Consider the following 23,703-nt stretch of genomic DNA (forward strand, 5'->3'; position numbering starts at 1 on the left):
GGGAAAAGGGATGAAAGAGAAAAGAAAAAGGCACGCATTTGGATTTCAAAAGAAAATTGTGCTTTTTGTAACGGTTCTTGCTTTAATTACTTATTCAACAAGTGCATTTTTTATCAATTATGTACAGCCTTATTTACAATCAATCGATATAAATATAGGTTCGCTCCCATTTGAAATTCTTACATATGCTTTAGGTATATTCTGGTCAGGCCTTCTTGCTTACTTTTTCAGTGGGTTAATCATCAAGCCTCTGTTTAACTTGGAGAAGGTTGCAACACTTGCCTCAGAAGGTAAAATTGGTGTGGATGTAGAAGTTCCAAACTCTAAAGATGAGATTCAATCCGTAGCTATTGCCTTCCAAACGATGTTAGAAAACCTTCGTGAAATGGTCCAAGGAATAGAAGAAAACTTTGATAAAACAAACAACAGTGTACAGAAGCTTGCAGAAGAAGCTTCCGTTGCATCTGATCAGGCAGAGGCAATCGCCTCTACTATAGCTCAGATTTCCGAAGGAGCAGAGCAATCCGCTATGGCTGTTCAAGAAACAGCTGAGTCAGTGGAGGATGTTAGAGTACTTGCTTCAGAGGTAAATAAGCGTGCTGAAAAATCTTCTGCACAGTCAAAAGAAATGATTACCGAGCTATCAGAAACTACTAAGGTCATACAATCTTTAGTGAGTGGCATACAAAAAATTGCCTCTGGCAGTGAATCTGCTTTAGGGAACGTTCATCAGTTAGAAGAGAATGCCAGCAAGGTTGAAAGTATCATTCAGTTAGTTGGAGACATAGCAGCACAAACTAATCTGCTAGCACTGAATGCTTCTATAGAAGCTGCACGTGCAGGAGAGCATGGTAAAGGCTTCGCGGTAGTAGCAGAGGAAGTACGTAAACTTGCAGATGAAAGTGCGAAGGCAGTGCAAGGTATTTCTACCCTTATTCTAGCGATACAAAGTGATGTTCAAACAGTAGTTCAACAGATGACGAACCAAGTAAGCTTTGCAGTTGGGGAAGCAAAACGTGTATCTGAAACGAATGCAGCAGTAGAAGGTATGTCGACAAAAGTTCATGAAATGGCTGAATCAGTAGTAGAGATTTCTTCTCTTGTAGAAAAACAGCTTTCTAATATAGAAAGCACCGCTCGACAATCTCAGGATGTGGCAGCGATTGCAGAGGAAACTTCAGCGGGAGCAGAGGAAGTAAGAAGTGCTACGGATGAACAAGCTCGCTCTATTGAACAAGTTGATATTTTAACAGAAGACTTGAAACGTCAGTCCGAAGATCTGTTCCAGGTGATCTCTCAGTTTGACCGTACTACCCGATAATGTTATAAAATGAATATGTCAAAAACTGATACAGCTCAAACGATTTGAGTTGTATTTTTTTGCTCAAAAAGATGGTATGATGAATTTGAGTACTAAACAGAAAAGAGGGAACAAGATGAAAATTGCAATTTCTTCTGATCACGGAGGCAATAACCTTCGTAAAGAAATTATTCAACAGCTTGAAGAACTCGGACTTTCCTATAAGGACTTTGGTCCACAGACAAATGATTCTGTCGATTACCCTGACTATGCAGCACCGGTAACAGAAGGTGTAGCAAGTGGAGAGTATGATCGTGGAATTTTAATTTGTGGGACGGGTATTGGAATGTCCATCGCTGCCAACAAGATTAAAGGAATTCGTTGTGCTTTAGTGCATGATGTTTTTTCTGCTAAAGCAACACGTTGTCATAATGACTCTAACGTTCTTGCAATGGGAGAGCGAGTAATTGGTCCAGGCCTTGCACGAGAAATCGTGGCAACTTGGTTAGCTCAAGAATTTGAAGGTGGTCGTCACGAACGCCGTATTGAAAAAATTTCAGCTTTAGAAAAATAACTTTGAATAGAGGGATTTCAGATGGAAGCAAAAAATTTGTGGCAACAGCAAATGGAACAGCTTCTCCTGGAAGTGGAGCAGCAAATAACTTTTCATGAAAATGATTTGTTCGTTGTAGGATGCTCTACCTCTGAAGTAATCGGGAAAAAGATAGGAACTGCCGGTGGGTTAGAGGTAGCAGAGGTTTTATTTGAACCGATTCGAGCATTTGCGGAGCGCAATAAAATACTTCTGGCCTTTCAAGGCTGTGAACATATCAATCGTGCATTAACGATGGAAAGAGCCTCACAGCAGCTATATAGACTGCCGGAGGTTTCAGTTATTCCAGTTGTTCGTGCAGGAGGCTCTATGTCCGCCTACGCATATACCCAATTCCAGGACCCTGTAGTGGTTGAGCATGTGCAGGCTAAAGCAGGACTTGATATTGGTCAAACAATGATTGGCATGCAGCTGCAACCAGTTGCTGTACCGATACGTGTATCCACCAAAATGGTAGGGGAAGCGATTATAACGATCGCTAATACTAGACCAAAACTTATTGGCGGGGTACGAGCATTTTACGGATGAATTTAGAGGAGGAACTAGAAGTGAAAAAGATTCAATCACAAGATCCAGCAGTATTTGAGGCAATGTTATCAGAGAAAAAACGTCAACAATCAAACATCGAACTTATTGCATCAGAAAACTTTGTATCAGAAGCTGTAATGGAAGCACAGGGTTCTGTTCTGACAAATAAATATGCAGAGGGCTATCCTGGCAAACGCTATTACGGTGGCTGTGAGCATGTAGACGTAGTAGAGAATATTGCTCGCGATCGCTTAAAAGAAATTTTTGGAGCAGAGCATGCAAATGTGCAACCACATTCTGGTTCTCAGGCTAATATGGCCGTTTATATGACAGCTTTACAGCCAGGTGACACTATTTTAGGGATGAACTTATCCCACGGCGGGCATTTAACGCATGGTTCTCCTGTAAACTTTAGTGGAATTCAATATAATTTCATTGAGTATGGTGTAAACAAAGAAACAGAAATGATAGATTACGAGGAAATTCACTCTATCGCTCTAGAACACAAGCCTAAAATGATTGTTGCTGGTGCAAGTGCATATTCACGTACAATTGACTTCGCTAAATTCCGTGAAATTGCTGATGAAATTGGAGCATACTTATTCGTAGATATGGCTCATATAGCAGGCTTAGTAGCTGCAGGTCTTCATCCAAACCCAGTACCACACGCTCATTTTGTGACTTCTACAACGCACAAAACGTTACGTGGACCACGTGGTGGATTGATCTTAACTACTGAGGAATTCGCTAAGAAAATTGATAAAACTATTTTCCCAGGTATTCAAGGTGGGCCATTAATGCATGTAATTGCTGCAAAAGCGGTTGCTTTCGGTGAAGCACTTCAACCTGAGTTTAAAGAATATCAACAGCAAGTGGTTGCAAATGCTAAGGTACTAGCTGATAGCTTAACAGCAGAAGGAGTTCGTATTGTTTCTGGTGGTACGGATAACCACGTTATGCTATTAGATGTTTCTGCACTAGGCTTAACTGGTAAAGTAGCAGAGCATGTACTAGATGAAGTAGGAATTACTGCTAACAAAAATACAATTCCTTTCGATACTTCTAGCCCATTCATTACTTCAGGAGTTCGTGTAGGAACACCAGCGGTATCTTCACGTGGCTTCAAAGAAGAAGAAATGAAAGAAATTGCTTCTATTATTGCTAAACTTTTAAAGAATCATGAGGATGCTACAGTAATTGCTGAAGCGAAAGAAAGAGTGCAAGCTCTAACTAATCAATTCCCTCTATATAATTAACTGTTGTGTGGGAGGCCTATGACTGTGTCATAAGCCTCCCTTATCTATGGCCAAAAGTAATTCTCCGATCATCGAGTGTGGTACAAGATTAAAGAAGCTCGCTATCGGGGAAGATACTATTGGAGGTTGGGTAGATTACCTATTCAAAAAATCATTTTAAGGTGAATGCTGAATGAACCTCTTTGGTCAAACAATAAAGACAGCTCTTGTCTGTGAACCAATTTATTTGTGTAAAAAGACATTTAAGTTAAGCAACAGATAATTGTTCAACTGCATGAAATAGACGCAATATTAAGTCCTTGTGATTACTAGTATGAATACTACCGTTTTTGTTATAATGGCAAAGATGAAAAAAAACAAGAAGGAGAGATGTAATATGGCAAAAGTATACGTATTTGATCATCCACTGATTCAACATAAACTTACATATATCCGTGATGTGAAAACTGGTACGAAAGAATTCCGTGAATTAGTAGATGAGGTAGCGACATTAATGGCCTTTGAAATTACACGTGACTTACCTTTAGAAGAGGTGGAAGTAGAAACTCCTGTTCAGGTTACAAAATCGAAAGTAATTGCAGGAAAGAAATTAGGACTAGTACCAATTCTTCGTGCGGGTATAGGCATGATCGATGGTATGCTAAATCTTATTCCAGCTGCAAAAGTGGGACATATCGGACTATATCGTGATCCAGAAACATTAAAACCGGTTGAATATTACGTGAAGCTTCCTGCAGATGTTGCTGATCGTGACTTTATCCTAGTAGATCCAATGCTTGCAACTGGCGGTTCTGCCATAGAAGCAGTTAACTCTCTGAAAAAGCGTGGCGCAATGAGCATTAAATTTATGTGTCTAATCGCTGCTCCTGAAGGTGTAAAAGCACTTCAAGATGCTCACCCAGATGTTGATATTTATATTGCTGCATTAGATGAAAAGCTAAATGACCACGGTTATATAGTTCCTGGTCTTGGAGACGCAGGAGACCGTTTGTTCGGAACGAAGTAAGGGAAGTAAGTTCTCTATTTGAGTAAAAATTAGTTAATTAGGTAATGCTTGCAGTAAGTTGGCCTTCTTTCTACGTAAGGTCAACGTACTGCATAAATGTATGGTAAGATTGTAAAGGTGTGACTAAGCGGATTAAGTATTTAATAGAAGAATGCCCCTATTATTAAAAGTTGCGAAATTTTCTTTTAAATTTGTCGATAAATTGTCAATCTAGTCATCTACGTGAAGTTTTTCACTGATAGCAATTGACATCAAATAGACCCTATTGTATGCTTACAAAGGATAAATCATGATAGGGGTTTCATGCGTGAAACGCTTGATGTATCAACTTTCTACTAGATTCACAGTTTTTACTTATATTAGGGGAAACGTGAGTACACTTTTATGCGTCATTTTGACGTCCGTTACAAGGGATAGCTCTATTTTTAGCGATTCTCTCACAGCTTGTAGGTTCTATAGACGATACGTTCACATTTTAGTGAATTGATCATACTTTTGGAACCACTCCAATCTTTTAGTGATTTGTTTATGCCTAGTTTTTATAACGAAAGCAACGAGAATCACTACCATTCGAAAATACGATTCAGGAGATTAGACCAATGCTAGAAATGCAACGTATTTTTACGAGGCAAAAGAAGTACATAATTTTTTTGCTTGCGATCTGTGTTCTTGGATGGGCATTTACGCCGTATTCTGCTATTTTTGCGGGCTTAGCAGTAGGTTCCTTATTCGGTCTGTACAATTTCTGGATACTAGTACGTAGAATGGAAAAATTTGATCGTGTGATGTTAGGTGAAAAGGGACGAGCAGGCTTAGGGACAAGCTTTCGGTTTGCCTCAGGTATTGCTGCAGTTGCAATTGCACTTATTTTCCCAGATGATATACATCTAATTAGTACGGTTATCGGATTAATGATTCCCTATGTTCTACTTATTGTAGAACGAATTTTGTTAGTTAGAAATCAGCCATGAGTATGTGAAAGAGAGGTGAAAGAATCGTGGGACACTCAAATCCAGAATTTGTGCTTTGGGGTATGACGGGGAACTGGTCAAACATCCTTATGTTGTTTGTAACTTCTCTGATCGTTTTCTTAATTGCATTTTTTGCAACGAGAAGCTTAAAGCTTAAACCAACTGGGATGCAAAATTTCATGGAGTGGATTATGGACTTCGTGAAAGGAATTATTAAAAGTAATTTCGACTGGAAAACAGGCGGAAGATTCCATATTCTAGGAATTACATTAATCATGTTTATCGCAATAGCCAACTTATTAGGTTTACCGTTTGCAATTACGTATGACGGAGTGCTTTGGTGGAAATCACCGACAGCAGATCCAACAGTTGCTATGACACTATCAGTGATGATTATTGTTTTAACTCACTATTACGGTATTAAGATGAAAGGTTTCAAACAGTACAATATTGATACTTACTTGAAGCCAATGCCACTATTATTCCCATTGAAAGTTATAGAAGAATTCGCAAATACGTTGACACTCGGTCTACGTCTTTACGGTAATATCTATGCGGGGGAAGTATTATTAGGCTTAATCGCAGGTTTAGCAACATCTAGTATTTTTGGCTTTTTCGGAGCAATCGTTCCGGCAATGGCTTGGCAAGGGTTCTCTATCTTTATCGGTGGAATCCAAGCATTCATTTTCGTTATGTTAACAATGGTTTATATGTCACATAAAGTGTCAGCAGACCATTAATATAACTGTTTAGGAAACTAGGCAGAAAATAAAAAAAAAACAACATTCCAAGGAGGAAATTAAACAATGGTAGGTTCAGTTGGTCTTTTAGCAGCAGCTATAGCAGTTGGTTTAGGTGCACTTGGTGCAGGTATTGGTAATGGTCTAATCGTTTCAAAAACAGTAGAAGGTATCGCTCGTCAACCAGAAGCACGTGGAGCTTTACAAACAGTTATGTTCATCGGGGTAGCGTTAGTTGAAGCCGTGCCGATTATCGCAGTAGTTATCGCGTTTATCGTATTAAACCAATAGTATTTATATTTAAGTCTATAATGGCGGAAACTAACTCCGCCATTCTCTTTATGAAAAAACATGAATTAGAAAATAATAAACACAAGTTTAAACATTATAGAAGCAAGATCTCTTAATAGCGTTTGAAAGGAGTGAAACAATCGTGTCTTTTGAATACCTAGTACTTGGTGCTGGTGATACTCATAATGGGTTAAATGTTTGGGATATCGCAGCTACATTATTCTTCTTCATCTTATTGATGATCTTATTGAAGAAAGTGGCTTGGGGTCCTTTAATGGGAATCATGACACAGCGTGAAGAGTTGATCGCGAGCGAAATCGAAGCAGCTGAAACTAGCCGTCAAGAATCTCAGCGTCTACTTGAAGAACAACGTGACTTACTAAAAGAAGCACGCACAGAAGCGTTAGCGATTGTAGAAAATGCGAAGAAGCAAGGGGAAGCATCACGTGAAGAAATTATCACTACTGCTCGCTCAGAAGCTGCGCGTTTGAAAGAATCTGCTATCCGTGAAATCGATACAGAAAAAGAAAGAGCGATTGCAGCGGTACGACAAGAAGTCGTTTCACTATCTGTACTTGCAGCAGCTAAAGTTCTTGAAAAAGAAGTTTCGGAAGAAGATAACCGTGCGCTAATCGAGGCAACGATTGCGAAGGCAGGCGAAGTTAATTGAGTAATTCAACTGCAGCAAAACGCTATGCCATCGCATTGTTCGATCTAGCACAACAAAAAAACGAAATTCAAGCAGTAGAAAATGATTTACGTGAGCTTAATGTAGTCTGGAAAGGCAATAAAGATTTGAAAACATTGTTTACATCTCCTAAGCTTTCTATAGATAAGAAAAAAGAGCTAGTACGTCAAATTTTCTCAAACGCTAATCCAATTGTCATTAATACACTTCTAGTGCTTATTGACAAGAAAAGATTAAGCGAAGTTACAAACATTATTGAAGAGTTTATGACCCTTTCTAATGAAGCACAAGGTGTTGCTGATGCAAAGGTTTATACAACTCGTGAGCTAACAGAGGTAGAACGTGCAAACGTTTCTACGGTATTTGCTAAAAACGTAGGTAAACAATCATTACGTATTCAAAACATCGTTGATCCATCTATTATTGGTGGTATCCGCGTTCAAATCGGAAACCGCATTTACGACAGCACTCTAAGTACAAAGTTAGATCGCTTAAAACGTAACTTGATCGGTTAATATTATGAATTATGAGAGGTGACATACATGAGCATCAAAGCTGAAGAAATCAGTGTCTTGATTAAACAGCAGATTGAGAATTATGAATCTGAGATGAAAGTTAGCGACGTTGGTACGGTTATTACAATTGGTGACGGTATCGCGCGTGCTCATGGCCTCGACAACGTCATGGCTGGAGAGCTTTTAGAATTCTCGACTGGTGTATTAGGTATGGCACAAAACTTGGAAGCGAATAACGTTGGTATCGTTATCCTTGGGCCATACACAGACATCAAAGAAGGCGATGAAGTACGTCGTACAGGCCGTATTATGGAAGTTCCTGTTGGTAAAGAATTGATTGGCCGTGTAGTTAATCCACTTGGTCAACCACTTGACGGACAAGGCCCTATTGCAACAACAAAATCACGTCCAATCGAAAGTCCTGCACAAGGGGTTATGGCACGTAAATCTGTACATGAACCACTTCAAACAGGTATTAAAGCGATTGACGCTCTTGTACCAATCGGACGTGGTCAACGTGAGTTAATCATCGGTGACCGTCAAACAGGTAAAACATCTGTTGCGATTGATACAATCCTTAACCAAGCAGACCAAGATATGATTTGTATCTATGTTGCTATCGGTCAAAAAGAATCGACTGTTCGTAACGTAGTAGAAACACTTCGTAAAAAAGGTGCTTTAGATTACACAATCGTTGTAACTGCATCTGCATCTGCTCCAGCTCCATTATTATACTTAGCTCCTTATGCTGGTGTAACTATGGCAGAAGAATTTATGTTCGATGGTAAGCACGTATTAATCGTTTATGATGATTTATCTAAACAAGCTGCTGCATACCGTGAGCTTTCATTACTTCTTAAACGTCCTCCAGGTCGTGAAGCATATCCAGGGGATGTATTCTACTTACACAGCCGTCTACTTGAGCGTGCTGCGAAGTTAAACGAAACATTAGGTGCAGGTTCAATCACTGCATTACCATTCGTTGAAACACAAGCTGGGGATATCTCTGCTTACATTCCAACAAACGTAATCTCAATTACGGATGGTCAAATTTTCTTACAATCTGATTTATTCTTCTCTGGTGTACGTCCAGCTATCAACGCTGGTTTATCAGTATCCCGTGTTGGTGGATCAGCTCAAATTAAAGCAATGAAAAAAGTTGCGGGTACACTTCGTCTTGACTTAGCTGCATACCGTGAGCTTGAAGCATTCTCTCAATTCGGATCAGATTTAGATGCTGCAACACAAGCGAAACTTAATCGCGGTGTTCGTACAGTAGAAGTACTAAAACAAGACTTGAACTCTCCTATTAAAGTAGAAAAACAAGTTATTATTTTATACGCTCTTACTCGCGGTCATTTAGATGATGTTCCAGTTAAAGATATCTCTCGCTTCGAAGCAGAGCTTAGCAGCTGGTTAGATACAAACCACACAAACGTTTTAGATCATATTCGCACGACAAAAGATCTTCCTTCAGAAGAGGATTTAAACAATGCAATTTCTGCATTCAAAAAAACTTTTGCTAAATCTGAATAATATCTTTGTCTAAGTGAAAAAAACAATAAGGTGGTGAAATACCAGTGGCATCTTTACGCGACATTAAAAATAAAATTACGTCAACTAAGAAAACGAGTCAAATCACAAAAGCTATGCAAATGGTTTCTGCTTCTAAGTTGAACCGTGCGGAGGAAAATGCGAAAGCATATGTTCCTTACATGGGTAAAATTCAAGAGGTAGTAGGTGCAATTGCTTCAGGTACGAGTGACAGTGGACATCCAATGTTAATAAACCGTCCTGTAAAAAAGACTGCATATCTTGTAATCACTTCTGATCGTGGGTTAGCAGGAGCATACAACAGTAACGTTATACGTGCCGTTGCAAATGCAATCGCTAGTCGTCATGCATCAAAGGATGAGTATGTTGTTTTAGCAATTGGTCGTATGGGACGTGACTTCTTCGTAAAACGTGGTTCTAATGTAATCGGAGAAGTTATCGGTTTACCTGACCAACCAGCTTTTTCTGATATTAAAGAAATTGCTCGCAAAGCTGTTGGTATGTTCACGGATGGTACATATGATGAACTTTATATGTACTATAACCACTTTGTCAGTGCCATCTCTAGTGAAGTTACAGAGAAAAAGGTACTGCCACTTACGGATATTGCACAAGAAACTGGCGCAGCTACAACTGCTTCATATGAGTTCGAGCCTTCAAGTGAAGCAATCCTTGAAGTGTTACTTCCTCAATATGCAGAAAGCCTAATTTTCGGTGCATTACTCGACGGTAAAGCAAGTGAACATGCTTCGCGTATGTCTGCGATGAAATCTGCAACAGATAACGCATCTGATTTGATTAGTAACTTAACATTAGTATACAACCGAGCACGTCAAGCAGCGATTACGCAAGAGATTACGGAAATCGTCGGCGGAGCATCGGCTCTAGAATAGGAAGAAAGTAAGACAGGAGGGAACAGTAGTGAACAAAGGACAAGTACTACAAGTAATGGGTCCAGTTGTTGACGTAAAGTTTGACAACGGCCACTTACCAGCTATCTATAATGCATTAACTGTAGCTATTGAACGTCCAAACGAAGCTCCTACTACGTTAACGTTAGAAGTAGCTTTACACTTAGGTGATGATTCTGTTCGCACAATTGCGATGTCATCTACTGATGGACTTAAACGTGGTGCAGAGGTAATAGATGCGGGTGCAGCAATTTCTGTTCCAGTTGGTAATGTAACTCTAGGACGTGTATTCAACGTTCTTGGTGATATTATTGACTTAGGAGAAGAAATTCCTACTACAGAGCGTCGTGATCCAATTCACCGTCAAGCACCAACATTTGAAAACCTTTCAACGGAAGTTGAAATTCTTGAAACAGGTATTAAAGTAGTAGACCTTTTAGCTCCATATATTAAAGGTGGTAAAATCGGTCTATTCGGTGGTGCCGGTGTAGGGAAAACAGTTCTTATCCAAGAACTTATCAATAACATTGCTCAAGAGCATGGCGGTATCTCGGTATTCGCTGGTGTTGGAGAGCGTACGCGTGAAGGAAATGACTTATTCCATGAGATGAGCGATTCAGGCGTTATCAAGAAAACAGCAATGGTATTCGGACAAATGAACGAGCCACCTGGAGCACGTATGCGTGTTGCCTTGACTGGTTTAACAATGGCTGAATATTTCCGTGATGAGCAAGGTGCAGACGTACTTCTATTCATCGATAATATCTTCCGTTTCACACAAGCAGGTTCTGAGGTATCAGCACTTTTAGGTCGTATGCCATCAGCAGCTGGTTACCAACCAACACTTGCTACAGAAATGGGTCAATTACAAGAGCGTATCACGTCAACTAACACTGGTTCTGTAACATCTATCCAAGCGATTTATGTACCAGCCGATGACTATACGGATCCAGCTCCAGCTACAACTTTCGCTCACTTAGATGCGACAACAAACTTAGAGCGTAAATTATCTGAGATGGGTATCTACCCAGCGGTTGATCCTTTAGCTTCTTCTTCACGTGCACTTTCACCAGAAGTAGTTGGTCAAGAGCATTACGAAGTAGCACGTCAAGTGCAATATACGTTACAACGTTATAGAGAGCTTCAAGATATCATCGCAATCTTAGGTATGGATGAATTAGGAGACGAAGACAAGCTTGTAGTAAACCGTGCTCGTCGTATTCAGTTCTACCTATCTCAAAACTTCCATGTTGCAGAACAATTTACAGGTCAAAAAGGTTCTTACGTTCCAGTTAAAGAAACTGTTGCAGGATTCAAACAGATTCTTGAAGGGAAATATGACCATTTACCAGAGGATGCATTCCGTCTAGTTGGACGCATTGAAGAAGTTGTTGAAAAAGCGAAAAGCATGGGCGTAGAAGTATAATAAATCGGACCAGGAGGTAAAAATATGAAGACACTTATAGTCAATATTGTCACTCCCGACGGCCCGGTATACGATTCTGAAGTAGACATGATTATCGCTAATACAGCATCGGGTGAAATTGGTATTTTACCTGGCCATATTCCAATGGTTGCACCTCTTCGTATTGGTGCAGTTAAATTGAAAAAAGATGGTAAATCTCAATATGTATCAGTAAGTGGTGGATTTGTTGAAGTACGTCCTGAAAAGGTAACGATTTTAGCTCAATCTGCTGAGGTTGCCGATACAATTGATGTAGCTCGTGCAAAAGAAGCGATGAAACGTGCAGAATCACTACTTCAAAGTAAACAAGACACGACAGACTATGTTCGTGCTGAACTTGCTTTGAAGCGTGCGATGAATCGTATCAACGTTTATGAGGGTAACATTTAATTTGGACGAAACATAAAACGGGCAGATTTATTTCTGTCCGTTTTTTTTCTTGCAAATCAGCTATAATTTACGAACTCAAGTGGATAATACAGATTATTCGTCATAAAATAAGGTATAAAAAGAAATGTTTATTTAGAAGACAGGAGAGCATTTTTAGCAAGAATTTTGTTTAACTACATTGGAACTGTAATCTTCTGAGCGATTGAATGAACAGAAAGAAAATCTTTTGATCATTTATACTTTTTTATAGACTATACATGTATTATTTACATTTTGATCAAATGACAAACATGGAAGAATTTGATGAACATTCTTCTTAAAAGTATAAAAGAAAGATTTAGCTAAAGTGGAGGGGAAATATGGGTCTTTTAAATTCAGAGCAAGCATTAATTGCCATTCTTGCTAATATCTTTTTTATTGGTATTTCTTTTTATGCTTTACAAGCTCTTATGGTGGACAAATTTATTAAAAAGAATCATGTATTTCAAGCCCAGCTTTTCTTTATTTTGGCAAGCATTATGTTAGGTTCGACGGTAGCAAACTTTTTCTTAAATTTAACTTCCTGGTCTAACCAGTTACAGTACTTATTTTAGTAGAGATCCTACATGCTCATGCAAATTATGGACAAGTTTGTATGAGCATGTAGAATCTCCTCATATTTCCTGGGAAATATGCTGTCGAAGATGTTTATTACTAAACATGTAGGGTAATTTATAAATATCTACACGAAAAGACTGGGTACTACGTATAATAGACTAAGAAAATTTACCAAAAGAGGACATGAAAATAGGGTTTTCGGTGCTTGTATATAGTCGAAATACGTTGTATGATGATATTGTTTTGAAATAATAAACAACACCATACATATTTTTCTTTTATATATCAGCTAAAGAGGATTATGAACGCGGAGGGAACTAAGTGGATAAAATTGTTGTTAAAGGCGGCCAAAGGTTAACAGGTAACGTACGGGTCGAAGGTGCTAAAAATGCAGTATTACCTGTATTAGCAGCAGCTCTACTCGCGACAAAGGGTAAGAACGTAATTAAAGATGTACCAACACTTGCAGATGTTTTGACGATAAATGAAGTACTAAAAAGTTTAAATACAGAAATTTCATATAGCCCCGAACTAAACGAAGTAATAATTGACTCTCAACAAAAATTATCAAGTGAAGCACAGTTTGAGTATGTGCGTAAAATGAGAGCATCCATTCTTGTAATGGGACCAATTCTTGCTCGTAATGGTTTTGCTCGAGTAGCATTGCCGGGTGGTTGTGCTATTGGCTCTAGACCAATTGACCAACATTTAAAAGGCTTTGAAGCAATGGGTGCGGAAATTTCATTTGGACATGGATTTGTCGAAGCTAAAACTGAAGGACGTTTAAAAGGTGCTAAAATCTATCTAGACGTACCAAGTGTTGGAGCGACAGAAAACATCATGACTGCAGCAGCTCTAGCTGAAGGAATTACAGTTATTGAAAACGCTGCGAAAGAACCAGAAATTGTTGATTTAGCAAACTTTATCAATGAAATGGGCGGTAAAGTTAAAGGTGCAGGTACAGATACAATCCGTATCGAGGGTGTAGAAGAATTGCACGGTACTGAGCATCACATTATTCCAGACCGTATTGAAGCAGGAACTTTTATGGTTGCTGCAGCAATTACAAAAGGCGATGTATTAATTGAAAATGCTGTTCCTGAACATATGACAGCTCTTATTTCTAAAATGCAGGAAATGGGCATTGAGATTAAAGAAGAGGGCCAAGGTCTTCGTGTGCGCTCTAATGGAAACTTAAAATCAGTGGATGTTAAAACAATGCCACACCCTGGATTCCCAACAGATATGCAATCACAAATGATGGCATTGATGATGACAGCTCACGGTACAGGTATTATTACTGAAACAGTTTTTGAAAATCGTTTTATGCACGTAGAAGAATTTAGACGTATGAATGGTAATATGAAAATTGAGGGACGTTCTGTGATGATGGATTCTCCATCTAACCTACAAGGTGCAGAGGTGGCGGCTACGGATCTTCGTGCAGCTGCAGCTCTAATTATTGCAGGTTTAGTGGCAGAGGGCGTAACTCGAGTAACACAGCTTTATCATTTAGATCGCGGTTATGTTAATTTTGACAAAAAGTTAGCTGCTTTAGGCGCTGACATTGAGCGTATTGGAACAGAAAATACCGAAAAAGCGGCTCAGCTCGTTTAATCATATGAAAGGCACAATGCATTTATTCCTGCATTGTGCTTTTTTTTGTGGATTTTTTACATTAAATCAAGAGTGGTTTTAGGTAGTCACTAACGAATAGCGGGTAGCTCGCGAAATTGTATCTTCGCGAGCTGTTTTATGAATAGAAGAGCGATCTATTCTTTCATTAGCTAAAATGCTTTTAAGTGTATAAAGCAGAAGGAAAACTGTTTAGTTCCCTTATTAGTATTTTAAGCCGTTTTGAGAAGAGTAATACTTTTAAGATATTTTCCCTCAACTAATTATTAAAAGTAGGTTCTAGACCCCTTAAAATGAGTTTAAATGGGTATTTATCTTGTAGACTACTATACTTTTAGGGAGATGCATAGAAGCTTGTCCGTCATGAGATAGTTTTGTACTGCATATAGTAATCCTATGAAACAATACATTCTCTTAATAATCCTTTGCATCGGTCTATTGATTTTGCCTTTTCTTATGATTAAAGACAAAGTGAAAGAAAAGGCTGTACCAGAAGTCGTACCTGAAATTGAAGTTGACTGTCCAATACTAATTGAGGTGAAAGGGGTAAAGGAGAAAATTCCTCTTGAAACGTATGTATTAGGGGTAGTTGCTGCAGAGATGCCAATCACATTCCATGAAGAAGCATTAAAAGCACAGTCGATTGCTGCGAGAACCTATGTTTTAAGAGAAACTGATTATGGATCAAAGTCAATTGATAAGACAGTACAAAAGCAAGTGTATGTAGGTCCAGAAGAAAGGAAAAAACGCTGGGGTGATTCCTTTAAGGAATACGAGGACAAGCTTCAACGAGTCGTCGCTTCTACGGAAGGTGAAATTATTGTCTACCAGGATCAGCTCATAACTGCAATGTTCTTTTCTACGAGCAATGGTCAAACAGAAAGCGCCGAAAACTATAGTGGGTATGCAATACCTTATTTAGTATCCGTACCGAGTCAGAAAGAAGAAGAGTATTCAAAGAAGGTGCAACAAACGTTTGAGTTCACTCATAAAGAGTGGGCGGACGCGTTTGATATGAAATGGTCTAAGAATATCGTAGGTAATGTAAAAATAAGCCGAACTGATTCAAATCGAGTAAAGACTATCGAAATGAACGGTAAAAGTTGGACAGGCAGAGAGGTTAGAACATTACTTGGCTTGCCTTCTACTGATTTCAAGGTAGCTTTCCAAAATGATAAAGTGATAGTGGAAACTACTGGTTACGGGCACGGAGTAGGGATGAGCCAATACGGTGCCGAGGTTTTAGCAAACGATTCCAAAAAAGCACATGACATATTATTGCATTACTATACAGGAACAAAAATAAAAAGTTTTTCTCCATGTTTAAAATCTCCTTAATATGCCAACAATGCAATTAGAGGTGATGAAAATGAGAGAAGAACAATCTAAAAAGCCTTCTCAGCAGAAGAGTAAGAACCCGAAAAAACCTTGGTTTTGGCCACTAGTATATACAGGTTTTTCGGTAGCGTTTGTCGGAATGATTTGGGGTTATAATGTGTATGTCAGCGATGATTCTGCAGAAGAATCTGAATGGACGGACGCAAGTAATCCAGACAAAGTTGCAATTGAAACGAATGCAAAAGCTGAATCTATGAAATATCCTTTTAAGGAAGCTATGCTAGATAACGTGGAAATTGTACAGCACTATTATGATTTAGAGGCAGACGAAGCGACTCGTGAGAAATCACTGCTTGTGTTTGACCAAACTTACGTAGCAAGCACTGGAGTATCTTTAACAATGAACAACGAGCCATTTGAAGTTGTAGCTGCATTAAGCGGTAAAGTGGAAGCAGTAAATGTAGACCCATTCGTTGGAGACGAAATCGTAATCTCTCATGCAAATGGTATGCAAACAAAATATCGTTCTGTCACTGGCATTCTAGTAAAAGCAGGAGACGAGGTTGAACAAGGCCAAGCTCTTGGAACTGCAGCTGAAAATGAATGGAATCCAACTGCAGGTATCCACCTTCAATTTGAAGTACTTGAAAATGGAGTCCTTGTTAACCCGGAATCATTACTAGCATTTTAATTCATAATAGCCCAGTCGTATGCATAAAATGGTGAAAAGTTCCTTTACTAACGAAAGGAAGAGTTGGTGCACGAAACGATTCGTCATAGATGCATACGATTGGGTGAAATGGTAATTGAAACAAAGAAAACAGTTCGCGCCATCGCGAGCAAAACAGGTCATTCCAAAAGCACCGTACACAAAGACTTAACGGAAAGACTCCATCTGGTAGATCCAGTGCTAGCTAAGGAGGTCAAGGAAATTCTTGCCTACCATAAGTCAGTCAGGCATCTGCGAGGCGGAGAAGCTACAAAACAGAAATGGAAGACCAAAAAAGATGATAGGTAAGGTCGTGAAATATTATATTTCACGGCCTTTTCTTATGACTAAATGTATTCTATGTATCGGTAGTATGGATGGATAAAATAAGATTATACATATGAAAAAGAAAAATATACTTTCCAAAATTAGAAATTAAAAGCTAAAATATTTAAAAGGGGTGTGGAGTTGAAAAGGAATTATATTCTTACTGGCGTTATATTGATATTGTTAGTCGGAGGCATTCTTTTATACAATTATTTTTCCAAGGAACTTACAGTAGGAGACGTTTTAGAAGAAAACAACTTTAGTAAAGAGGCAGCAATATCCGTTCAAAAGCTAAAAGACGGAAAAATAATACCCATTCAAGTTTCCGATGATAAACAGAAGGATTTAGTGAGGTTATTCGAGGATTTAAAGCTAATTAAATCAGACGAAAGATATCCCGTCCTCGATGCAGATTATATAATTGCTCCTAAATCAAATTACTCGCAAAAATTGTACGTATTCCTCGATGAAAATGTAATAGTCTTCAGCGAAAAAACAAGTGATAGTTATGTAATCCAAAATAAAGATTTTACGCAAATGATCAAACGAGTACTTGATTAATCACATATTTTCTAAAGTGGCTTCAGCAGCTGGCTAATTGAGGTGCTTTTTACTTTGCTCAATTGACGAATATAACATATTCATATGCAAACTTACGCATACTAAATTTAGGATGCAGAGTAGTTTCCGCAACACTTTAAGTGGTAAGCGCAACACTTTGATCAAAAGGCGCAACACTTTCTAGATTCCCGCAACACTTCAGGCCATATGCGCAACACTTTCTAGATTTCCTCAACACTTCAGGGCATAAGCGCAACACTTTTCAAAACTGCAACACTTTAAGTGGTAAGCGCAACACTTTTTGGGATTCCCGCAACACTTTCGGGATTCCTGCAACACTTCAGGTCATAAGCGCGACACTTTTGGAAACTGCAACACTTCGAGCAAAAGGCGCAACACTTTCGAGATTCCCGCAACACTTCAGGCCATATGCGCAATACTTTTCAAAACTGCAACACTTTAAGTGGTAAGCGCAACACTTCGAGCAAAAGGCGCAACACTTTCGAGATTCCCGCAACACTTCAGGGCATATGCGCAACAATTTTCAAAACTGCAACTCTTTAAGTGGTTAGTGCAACACTTCGAACAAAAGGCGCAACACTTTCGAGATTCCCGCAACACTTCAGGGCATAAGCGCAACACTTTTCAAAACTGCAACACATTAAGTGGTAAGCGCAACACTTTGATCAAAAGGCGCAACACTTTCGAGATTCCCGCAACACTTCAGGCCATATGCGCAACACTTTTCGAAACTGCAACACTTTAAGTGGTAAGCGCAACACTTTGATCAAAAGGCGCAACACTTTCTAGATTCCCGCAACACTTTAGGCCATAAGCGCAACACTTTCCAATTTTCCCGCAACACTCTCAAAAACTCCAATTCAAGCCATCCCCGTGTATATAAAACTCCCCTATGTGTATTTTTTAAAGAACCCCCTATTTAATTTAAACCTAAAGTCCCGATATAAGGGTAAGAACACTTGCCTAGACAGGAATAGTGATAATAGTTTCTAATTCGTCAAAAATTTCTATTTTTTTATACTTTTTTGTCCAAAATGCTATTTAAAAAAACTGTTATTCTGACAAAACTATGATAAAATTAGATGTTAGATACATTACGGAGTTTACATATAAAAGTTTTAGTGAGGAAGGGGAAACACTAGTAATGTTTGCAAAAGATATAGGAATTGATTTAGGGACAGCAAATGTGTTAATTCACGTGAAGGGTAAAGGGATTGTATTAAACGAGCCTTCCGTGGTTGCTTTAGATAGAAATACGAATAAAGTACTAGCAGTTGGAGAAGAAGCTCGACAAATGCTAGGTAGAACCCCAGGAAATATTGTAGCGATTCGTCCATTAAAGGATGGAGTAATTGCTGATTTTGATGTGACAGAAGCGATGCTTAAGCATTTTATCAATAAATTAAATGTAAAGGGCTTTTTATCGAAGCCACGTATTTTAATATGCTGTCCTACAAACATTACAAGTGTTGAACAAAAAGCCATTCGTGAAGCAGCAGAAAAGTCTGGCGGGAAAAAGGTTTATTTAGAAGAGGAGCCAAAAGTTGCGGCGATTGGAGCAGGTATGGATATCTTCCAACCTAGCGGGAATATGGTCGTGGACATTGGTGGGGGAACTACTGATATCGCGGTACTTTCTATGGGTGATATTGTTACCTCTGAATCCATCAAAGTTGCTGGAGACGTTTTTGATAATGATATCCTTCAATATATTAAAAAAGAGTACAAGCTGCTGATCGGAGAACGAACTGCAGAAAATATAAAAATTGCGGTTGGAACAGTTTTTCCAGACAGTCGTCATGAGGAAATGGATATTCGCGGACGTGACATGGTAAGTGGTTTACCAAGAACGATTACGATCAAGTCCGATGAAATTGAACATGCACTTAGAGAGTCTGTATCGGTTATTGTACAATCGGCTAAAAATGTGCTAGAAAAGACTCCACCAGAGCTATCTGCAGATATTATTGACCGTGGTGTAATTATTACTGGTGGTGGTGCATTATTGCATGGAATGGATACTTTATTGATGGAAGAATTAAAGGTTCCTGTGTTTACTGCAGAAAGACCGATGGATTGTGTTGCGATTGGCACTGGAATTATGCTTGATAATATCGATAAAATAAGTAGAAGATAAGAGTGGAGGCTTCATCATGTTTCGAGGATTTAATACAGTAGCATCTGGAATGATTGCCCAACAGCGAAGAACCGAGCTATTAACCAATAATATGGCAAATGCGAATACACCAGGCTTTAAAGCAGATCAATCAACGATTCGTTCGTTTCCTGATATGTTAATGTCACGTTTAGGGCCGACTAAAATTCCAACAGAGAATCCGATAAGCGGGAAATCTCTTTCTACAGTTGGTGGAATTAGTACAGGCGTGTATATGTCTGAGATTGTTGCCTTGCAAACCCAAGGACAGCTGCAGCAAACGGATTTGAATACAGATCTTGCTTTAATAGATGGTGGGCTTCCAGTGGATGCTGAAACAGGAAAAGCTGGTGCATTATTTTTCCGTCTCGAGCATCCTGCAGGTGGAGAGGCATACACTAGAAACGGTAACTTTACGTTAGACGCAGCAGGCTTTCTGACGAATGCTCAAGGGTTATATGTATTAAATTCTTCCGGACAACGCATTCAAATGCAAAATGATGACTTCCGCGTAGGCGATGATGGACAGATTTATGTGGATAACGAGTCTGTTTCTCAAATTGGCGTTTCCTTTGCAGCAACACCTGATCGTTTAGTTAAACAAGACAATGGTTTATTTAGAACCGAAGATGGCAATGGGCTACCTTCCGCATATGACAATGGAGAAGTAAGCTTTGCGATGCAGCAGGGCTATATTGAAGGGTCTAACGTGGATAGCGCAAAGACGATGACAGAACTCATGTCTGCGTATAGAACGTTTGAGGCAAATCAAAAAATACTTCAAGCATACGATCAAAGTATGCAAAAAACAGTCAACGAGGTTGGCCGAGTTTAACTAATGAAGGAGGTGCGGTAAATGCTACGTACTATGATTACAGCAACCAACACGATGTCCCAACTACAAAACCAATTAGATATTATAGGGAATAACCTTTCCAATTCTAATACGCATGGTTATAAATCAAAAGAGGTTAAGTTTCAGGAATTACTGTATCAGCAATTCAACAATGATAAGTTAGATAAAGCCGACAGACAGTCACCTGTAGGTATTCGTTATGGGGTTGGAGCAGCGCTTGCTCAGTCGCAGATGAATTGGAAGCAAGGGAGTATCCAATCTACTGGTAGAGACCTAGATTTTGCTTTCCAGGAGCCTAAGCAATACTTTCAGGTTATTATGCCAGACGGCCAAAATGGTGAAAAAACAGCTTATACTCGTCAAGGAGCGTTTTATGTTTCTCCAATAGAGAATGGTCAGCTGATGCTCGTTAACGGGGAAGGATATCCAGTAGCCGACGCACAAGGACAAGCGATTACCTTACGAGAAGGTGTTTCCAGATTCTCTGTCAATGAATCCGGAGTCTTAGTAGCGGAGTATCCAGATGGCACAACTGAACAAAGAGAATTAGCAGTTTCTGTACTGCAAAAACCTCAATTCATGGAACACTTGTCTGCTGCGTATATTGTTATACCAGAGAATTTAGATGAACTAGGTGCAAATGCTGAGGATGTTATGGTAGATTTACAAGGAGCGGCCAGAGGAGAAATTTCTTTAAGCAACCAAGTGTTAGAAATGTCTAATGTGGATGTTTCCAAAGAGATGACAGACTTAATGACCACTCAACGGCAGTATCAGTTTAGTGCACGTTCCATTTCCATTGCAGATCAAATGATGGGCTTAATTAATGGGATACGCTAGTAAGGAGTAATTTGTATGACAGAAGAAGTAAAATCTTCTAGCAGACAACAACGTAGGCTAGAAAAAGCACAAGGGCAAGCAAATAAGAAAGAACCAGCAAATGATTCAACAGAGCAAACGAAACAAACCAAATGGGTTCAAATTCGTATGTTTCCAATTTGGTTGCGTATCCTAATTGTTGCGGCTCTTATAGCAGTGGCAGTAGCTGCTGGACTTATGGTCGGCTACGGAGTAATAGGCGAAGGCGAGTCAAAGGATGCACTCAAATGGGAAACGTACCAGCATATATTTGACATTAAAGACGGTAAATAATTGGAGGGCGATTCCATGCTAACAACGGAGCAAATACAAGCTATTCTACCTCATCGATATCCATTTTTAATGGTAGATCGTATTTTGGAAATAGAAGAGGGTAAAAGAGCGGTAGGATTAAAAAATGTAACGATTAATGAAGAATTCTTTAATGGTCACTTTCCTGGATATCCGGTAATGCCAGGCGTTCTTATTGTGGAAGCGCTAGCCCAAGTTGGAGCAGTGGCAGTATTACAAATTCCTGAAAACAAAGGAAGACTCGCTTTCTTTACAGGAATAGATAACTGTCGTTTCAAACGCCAAGTGAAGCCAGGCGATCAACTGAAACTTGAAGTGGAGCTGACTAAGCTTCGCGGGCCGATGGGTAAAGGACACGCTATTGCGACAGTAGATGGCGAGCTTGTTTGTGAAACAGATATCCTGTTTGCACTAGGACCTGTACAAAATAACATTTAATCGTATTATTTCACCTCTAGATAAGTATATACAATTTTATTTTTGTTGAAAAAAGAGGTAATAATGCCATAGGATAGTTCCTTCTTCTCTTGGATAACCTATCGTAAGTCACATGAAGATGTGATGACGATATCAAGAAAGGAGGAATTTTTTTATGTGGAAAAAAGCTGTTCCTACTATTGCATTATGTTCGTTTTTATTGGTTGGATGTAATAACGATGAAGCAGTACCATCAAACAACGAAACACCAATGGGAGAGTTAAACAATGGTAATCGTGTGATCACCCCTTCACCAGGTGGAGATACTGGTAACGGTGTTGGAGGTAATGGCGGTGGAGCTGGTACTGGCACAACTGATGGTATGAACGAAGGTAACGGACGTAGTGGCGATTATGATGGCAACCGTGGAATAAATAACGATGATAATAACGGTACAATGGGCGGAAATAATGGTAATGGAAACTCTACATTAGACATGGACAAAGGTACATGGGTAGACGAACCTACTGTTGATGGCAATGGCCGATAAAAAAATTCTTCACATAAAGAGAAGCTGATTCCAATTGGAGTCAGCTTTCTTTATCTTTCTTTAGGGAAGGTCTTGTTTTCATATCCTTTTCGAATTGTGTTAATAATTCTTCTCCAATTAATCCATCCTCGATTAGCTCTGCCAGTAATGATTCGGCATATTTTCTACGTACACGCTTTAACGTTCCGCGAAGCAGGACGGAAAGATGATCACCGATTTTTTTCACGGAGTATGTCGCTACTTCAAAATGAGCGGGTTCATTTTCCGGGTAAGAGATGACAACCTTGGCGTTAAACAATTCATTCGATGCTTTTAATTCATTAAAGAAATCCTCGTGTTTTTGGTCGATAAATAACTCTAAAATCCAAGAACGACTGGTATTCTCTTGGTTAATAACAATACCATCCTCTAATAGAATCGGCAGTTCTTCATTATTACGAATAAGGGATACGGAAATCATTTTAAAAGTTTTCATAGACAATCCACCTTTAGTCTGGCTAATTATTCTCCATTATAGCATAGGGATTCTATGGAAAAAAATAATTATAAAACTAGCAAATTTCTATTTTTGATTTTTAGGAATGAGAAGGAGAAAGGGATTGTCGAAAAAGAGGTTTTCAATTTTGAATTTTAGTCTGGAATAACGCCCCAAAACGCTAAAATGCGATTTTGCCAATAATGCTTGTAAAGCTTATGATATGGCTAATGAAGGAGGTGACAGATTGAATACAGTTTCGATAATTGGAAGAATGACGAAGGCTCCACAGCTGAAACACTTATCCGAGGGGAGAGTACAAACAGGATTTGTAGTTGCTGTAAGCAAAGGCTATAAGAGCGAAGAAGCAAATTTTGTCCTTTGCACGATTTGGGGGAAGCTAGCTGAAACAACTGTGAAGTACTGTGGAAAGGGCTCCTTGGTAGGAATTACTGGCCGCTTAAATACGAGATCTTATGAAAAAGGCGAGGGCATAAGAGTATTCGTTACGGAGGTTATAGTGGAGGATATCCGATTTTTAGCTACCAAAAATCGTGACGAAACAGAACAAAGTAAAGAAGAAAATAAGCAAGTAGAAAGTGATTTTGAATTTCCAGCAGAACAAATAAAAAAACTTCCAGTGTAAAAATTTGAATGGCCGCAA

At 39.1% G+C, this 23,703-nt stretch carries 28 protein-coding genes; 27 read left to right on the forward strand and 1 reads right to left on the reverse strand.

Annotation, left to right across the window (positions count from 1 at the left end; all coding sequences use genetic code 11):
• Window positions 1-10 precede the first annotated feature (10 nt).
• From NSQ95_RS03230 to NSQ95_RS03355, 26 genes are all read left to right on the forward strand, one after another.
• The gene (locus NSQ95_RS03230) at window positions 11-1,321 is read left to right on the forward strand and encodes a HAMP domain-containing methyl-accepting chemotaxis protein (RefSeq protein WP_340885384.1); all 1,311 of its coding nucleotides are present in this window, start codon (window positions 11-13) and stop codon (window positions 1,319-1,321) included.
• 115 nt (window positions 1,322-1,436) lie between these two features.
• On the forward strand, window positions 1,437-1,874 hold the full coding sequence (gene rpiB / locus NSQ95_RS03235; RefSeq protein WP_298471536.1) for a ribose 5-phosphate isomerase B: 438 nt from the start codon (window positions 1,437-1,439) through the stop codon (window positions 1,872-1,874).
• Between the two features lie 21 nt (window positions 1,875-1,895).
• A complete protein-coding gene (locus NSQ95_RS03240; protein ID WP_340885380.1) occupies window positions 1,896-2,441 on the forward strand; it encodes a TIGR01440 family protein in 546 nt (181 codons plus the stop codon).
• Window positions 2,438-3,697: a serine hydroxymethyltransferase gene (glyA, locus tag NSQ95_RS03245; protein WP_342560255.1), complete on the forward strand. Its 1,260-nt coding sequence runs from the start codon at window positions 2,438-2,440 to the stop codon at window positions 3,695-3,697. Before NSQ95_RS03240 ends, glyA begins: the two co-directional genes overlap by 4 nt.
• 376 nt (window positions 3,698-4,073) lie before the next feature.
• The gene (gene upp / locus NSQ95_RS03250; protein WP_169359468.1) at window positions 4,074-4,703 is read left to right on the forward strand and encodes a uracil phosphoribosyltransferase; all 630 of its coding nucleotides are present in this window, start codon (window positions 4,074-4,076) and stop codon (window positions 4,701-4,703) included.
• Between the two features lie 599 nt (window positions 4,704-5,302).
• Window positions 5,303-5,674 (forward strand): ATP synthase subunit I, encoded by a 372-nt coding sequence (locus NSQ95_RS03255; RefSeq protein WP_340885372.1) that lies wholly within the window; start codon window positions 5,303-5,305, stop codon window positions 5,672-5,674.
• 26 nt (window positions 5,675-5,700) lie between these two features.
• On the forward strand, window positions 5,701-6,414 hold the full coding sequence (gene atpB / locus NSQ95_RS03260; protein WP_169359470.1) for a F0F1 ATP synthase subunit A: 714 nt from the start codon (window positions 5,701-5,703) through the stop codon (window positions 6,412-6,414).
• Window positions 6,415-6,480: 66 nt separating this feature from the next.
• Window positions 6,481-6,705 carry a F0F1 ATP synthase subunit C gene (gene atpE, locus NSQ95_RS03265; protein WP_144540512.1) on the forward strand — a complete coding sequence of 75 codons (225 nt, stop codon included), beginning with the start codon at window positions 6,481-6,483 and terminating at the stop codon, window positions 6,703-6,705.
• Between the two features lie 142 nt (window positions 6,706-6,847).
• On the forward strand, window positions 6,848-7,375 hold the full coding sequence (gene atpF / locus NSQ95_RS03270) for a F0F1 ATP synthase subunit B (protein WP_169359471.1): 528 nt from the start codon (window positions 6,848-6,850) through the stop codon (window positions 7,373-7,375).
• A complete protein-coding gene (locus tag NSQ95_RS03275) occupies window positions 7,372-7,908 on the forward strand; it encodes a F0F1 ATP synthase subunit delta (protein ID WP_340885366.1) in 537 nt (178 codons plus the stop codon). The genes atpF and NSQ95_RS03275 overlap by 4 nt, the downstream gene beginning before the upstream one ends.
• A gap of 27 nt (window positions 7,909-7,935) precedes the next feature.
• Complete coding sequence (gene atpA, locus NSQ95_RS03280; protein ID WP_169359473.1) at window positions 7,936-9,444, forward strand: F0F1 ATP synthase subunit alpha; 1,509 nt, start codon at window positions 7,936-7,938, stop codon at window positions 9,442-9,444.
• 44 nt (window positions 9,445-9,488) lie between these two features.
• The gene (locus NSQ95_RS03285) at window positions 9,489-10,355 is read left to right on the forward strand and encodes a F0F1 ATP synthase subunit gamma (protein ID WP_169359474.1); all 867 of its coding nucleotides are present in this window, start codon (window positions 9,489-9,491) and stop codon (window positions 10,353-10,355) included.
• 28 nt (window positions 10,356-10,383) lie between these two features.
• Window positions 10,384-11,799, forward strand: a complete 1,416-nt coding sequence (gene atpD / locus NSQ95_RS03290) for a F0F1 ATP synthase subunit beta (RefSeq protein ID WP_169359475.1) — start codon at window positions 10,384-10,386, stop codon at window positions 11,797-11,799.
• Window positions 11,800-11,823: 24 nt separating this feature from the next.
• Window positions 11,824-12,228, forward strand: a complete 405-nt coding sequence (locus NSQ95_RS03295) for a F0F1 ATP synthase subunit epsilon (protein ID WP_169359476.1) — start codon at window positions 11,824-11,826, stop codon at window positions 12,226-12,228.
• A 359-nt stretch (window positions 12,229-12,587) separates the two neighbouring features.
• A complete protein-coding gene (locus NSQ95_RS03300) occupies window positions 12,588-12,821 on the forward strand; it encodes a DUF1146 family protein (protein WP_169359477.1) in 234 nt (77 codons plus the stop codon).
• Between the two features lie 325 nt (window positions 12,822-13,146).
• Window positions 13,147-14,442, forward strand: a complete 1,296-nt coding sequence (gene murA, locus NSQ95_RS03305) for a UDP-N-acetylglucosamine 1-carboxyvinyltransferase (RefSeq protein WP_340885359.1) — start codon at window positions 13,147-13,149, stop codon at window positions 14,440-14,442.
• A gap of 414 nt (window positions 14,443-14,856) precedes the next feature.
• Window positions 14,857-15,798 carry a stage II sporulation protein D gene (gene spoIID, locus NSQ95_RS03310; RefSeq protein ID WP_342560256.1) on the forward strand — a complete coding sequence of 314 codons (942 nt, stop codon included), beginning with the start codon at window positions 14,857-14,859 and terminating at the stop codon, window positions 15,796-15,798.
• 31 nt (window positions 15,799-15,829) lie between these two features.
• Complete coding sequence (locus tag NSQ95_RS03315) at window positions 15,830-16,489, forward strand: M23 family metallopeptidase (RefSeq protein ID WP_340885355.1); 660 nt, start codon at window positions 15,830-15,832, stop codon at window positions 16,487-16,489.
• A 66-nt stretch (window positions 16,490-16,555) separates the two neighbouring features.
• Window positions 16,556-16,816, forward strand: coding sequence for a sporulation transcriptional regulator SpoIIID (locus NSQ95_RS03320; RefSeq protein WP_340885352.1), 261 nt, complete (start codon window positions 16,556-16,558; stop codon window positions 16,814-16,816).
• Between the two features lie 159 nt (window positions 16,817-16,975).
• Window positions 16,976-17,395: a hypothetical protein gene (locus tag NSQ95_RS03325; RefSeq protein ID WP_342560257.1), complete on the forward strand. Its 420-nt coding sequence runs from the start codon at window positions 16,976-16,978 to the stop codon at window positions 17,393-17,395.
• Between the two features lie 1,165 nt (window positions 17,396-18,560).
• Window positions 18,561-19,553 (forward strand): rod shape-determining protein, encoded by a 993-nt coding sequence (locus NSQ95_RS03330; protein WP_340885346.1) that lies wholly within the window; start codon window positions 18,561-18,563, stop codon window positions 19,551-19,553.
• Between the two features lie 16 nt (window positions 19,554-19,569).
• Window positions 19,570-20,406, forward strand: coding sequence for a flagellar hook-basal body protein (locus tag NSQ95_RS03335; protein ID WP_340885342.1), 837 nt, complete (start codon window positions 19,570-19,572; stop codon window positions 20,404-20,406).
• 21 nt (window positions 20,407-20,427) lie between these two features.
• Window positions 20,428-21,267 (forward strand): flagellar hook-basal body protein, encoded by an 840-nt coding sequence (locus NSQ95_RS03340; protein ID WP_340885339.1) that lies wholly within the window; start codon window positions 20,428-20,430, stop codon window positions 21,265-21,267.
• A gap of 15 nt (window positions 21,268-21,282) precedes the next feature.
• Complete coding sequence (locus tag NSQ95_RS03345; RefSeq protein WP_342560258.1) at window positions 21,283-21,579, forward strand: DNA-directed RNA polymerase subunit beta; 297 nt, start codon at window positions 21,283-21,285, stop codon at window positions 21,577-21,579.
• Window positions 21,580-21,594: 15 nt separating this feature from the next.
• Entirely contained in the window at window positions 21,595-22,035 is a 441-nt protein-coding gene (gene fabZ / locus NSQ95_RS03350; RefSeq protein WP_342560259.1) for a 3-hydroxyacyl-ACP dehydratase FabZ, read from the forward strand.
• Window positions 22,036-22,189: 154 nt separating this feature from the next.
• Window positions 22,190-22,564: a hypothetical protein gene (locus NSQ95_RS03355; RefSeq protein ID WP_340885331.1), complete on the forward strand. Its 375-nt coding sequence runs from the start codon at window positions 22,190-22,192 to the stop codon at window positions 22,562-22,564.
• A gap of 40 nt (window positions 22,565-22,604) precedes the next feature.
• On the opposite strand, the gene NSQ95_RS03360 is transcribed toward NSQ95_RS03355, so the two are convergent.
• Window positions 22,605-23,039: a YwpF family protein gene (locus NSQ95_RS03360; protein WP_169359488.1), complete on the reverse strand. Its 435-nt coding sequence runs from the start codon at window positions 23,037-23,039 to the stop codon at window positions 22,605-22,607.
• A 247-nt stretch (window positions 23,040-23,286) separates the two neighbouring features.
• Here NSQ95_RS03360 and ssb point away from each other — a divergent pair, with 247 nt between their 5' ends.
• Entirely contained in the window at window positions 23,287-23,685 is a 399-nt protein-coding gene (gene ssb, locus NSQ95_RS03365; RefSeq protein ID WP_169359489.1) for a single-stranded DNA-binding protein, read from the forward strand.
• Window positions 23,686-23,703: the final 18 nt, after the last annotated feature.

Origin of the sequence: Psychrobacillus sp. FSL W7-1457 (genome assembly GCF_038593405.1) — a bacterium.
Lineage (GTDB): Bacteria > Bacillota > Bacilli > Bacillales_A > Planococcaceae > Psychrobacillus.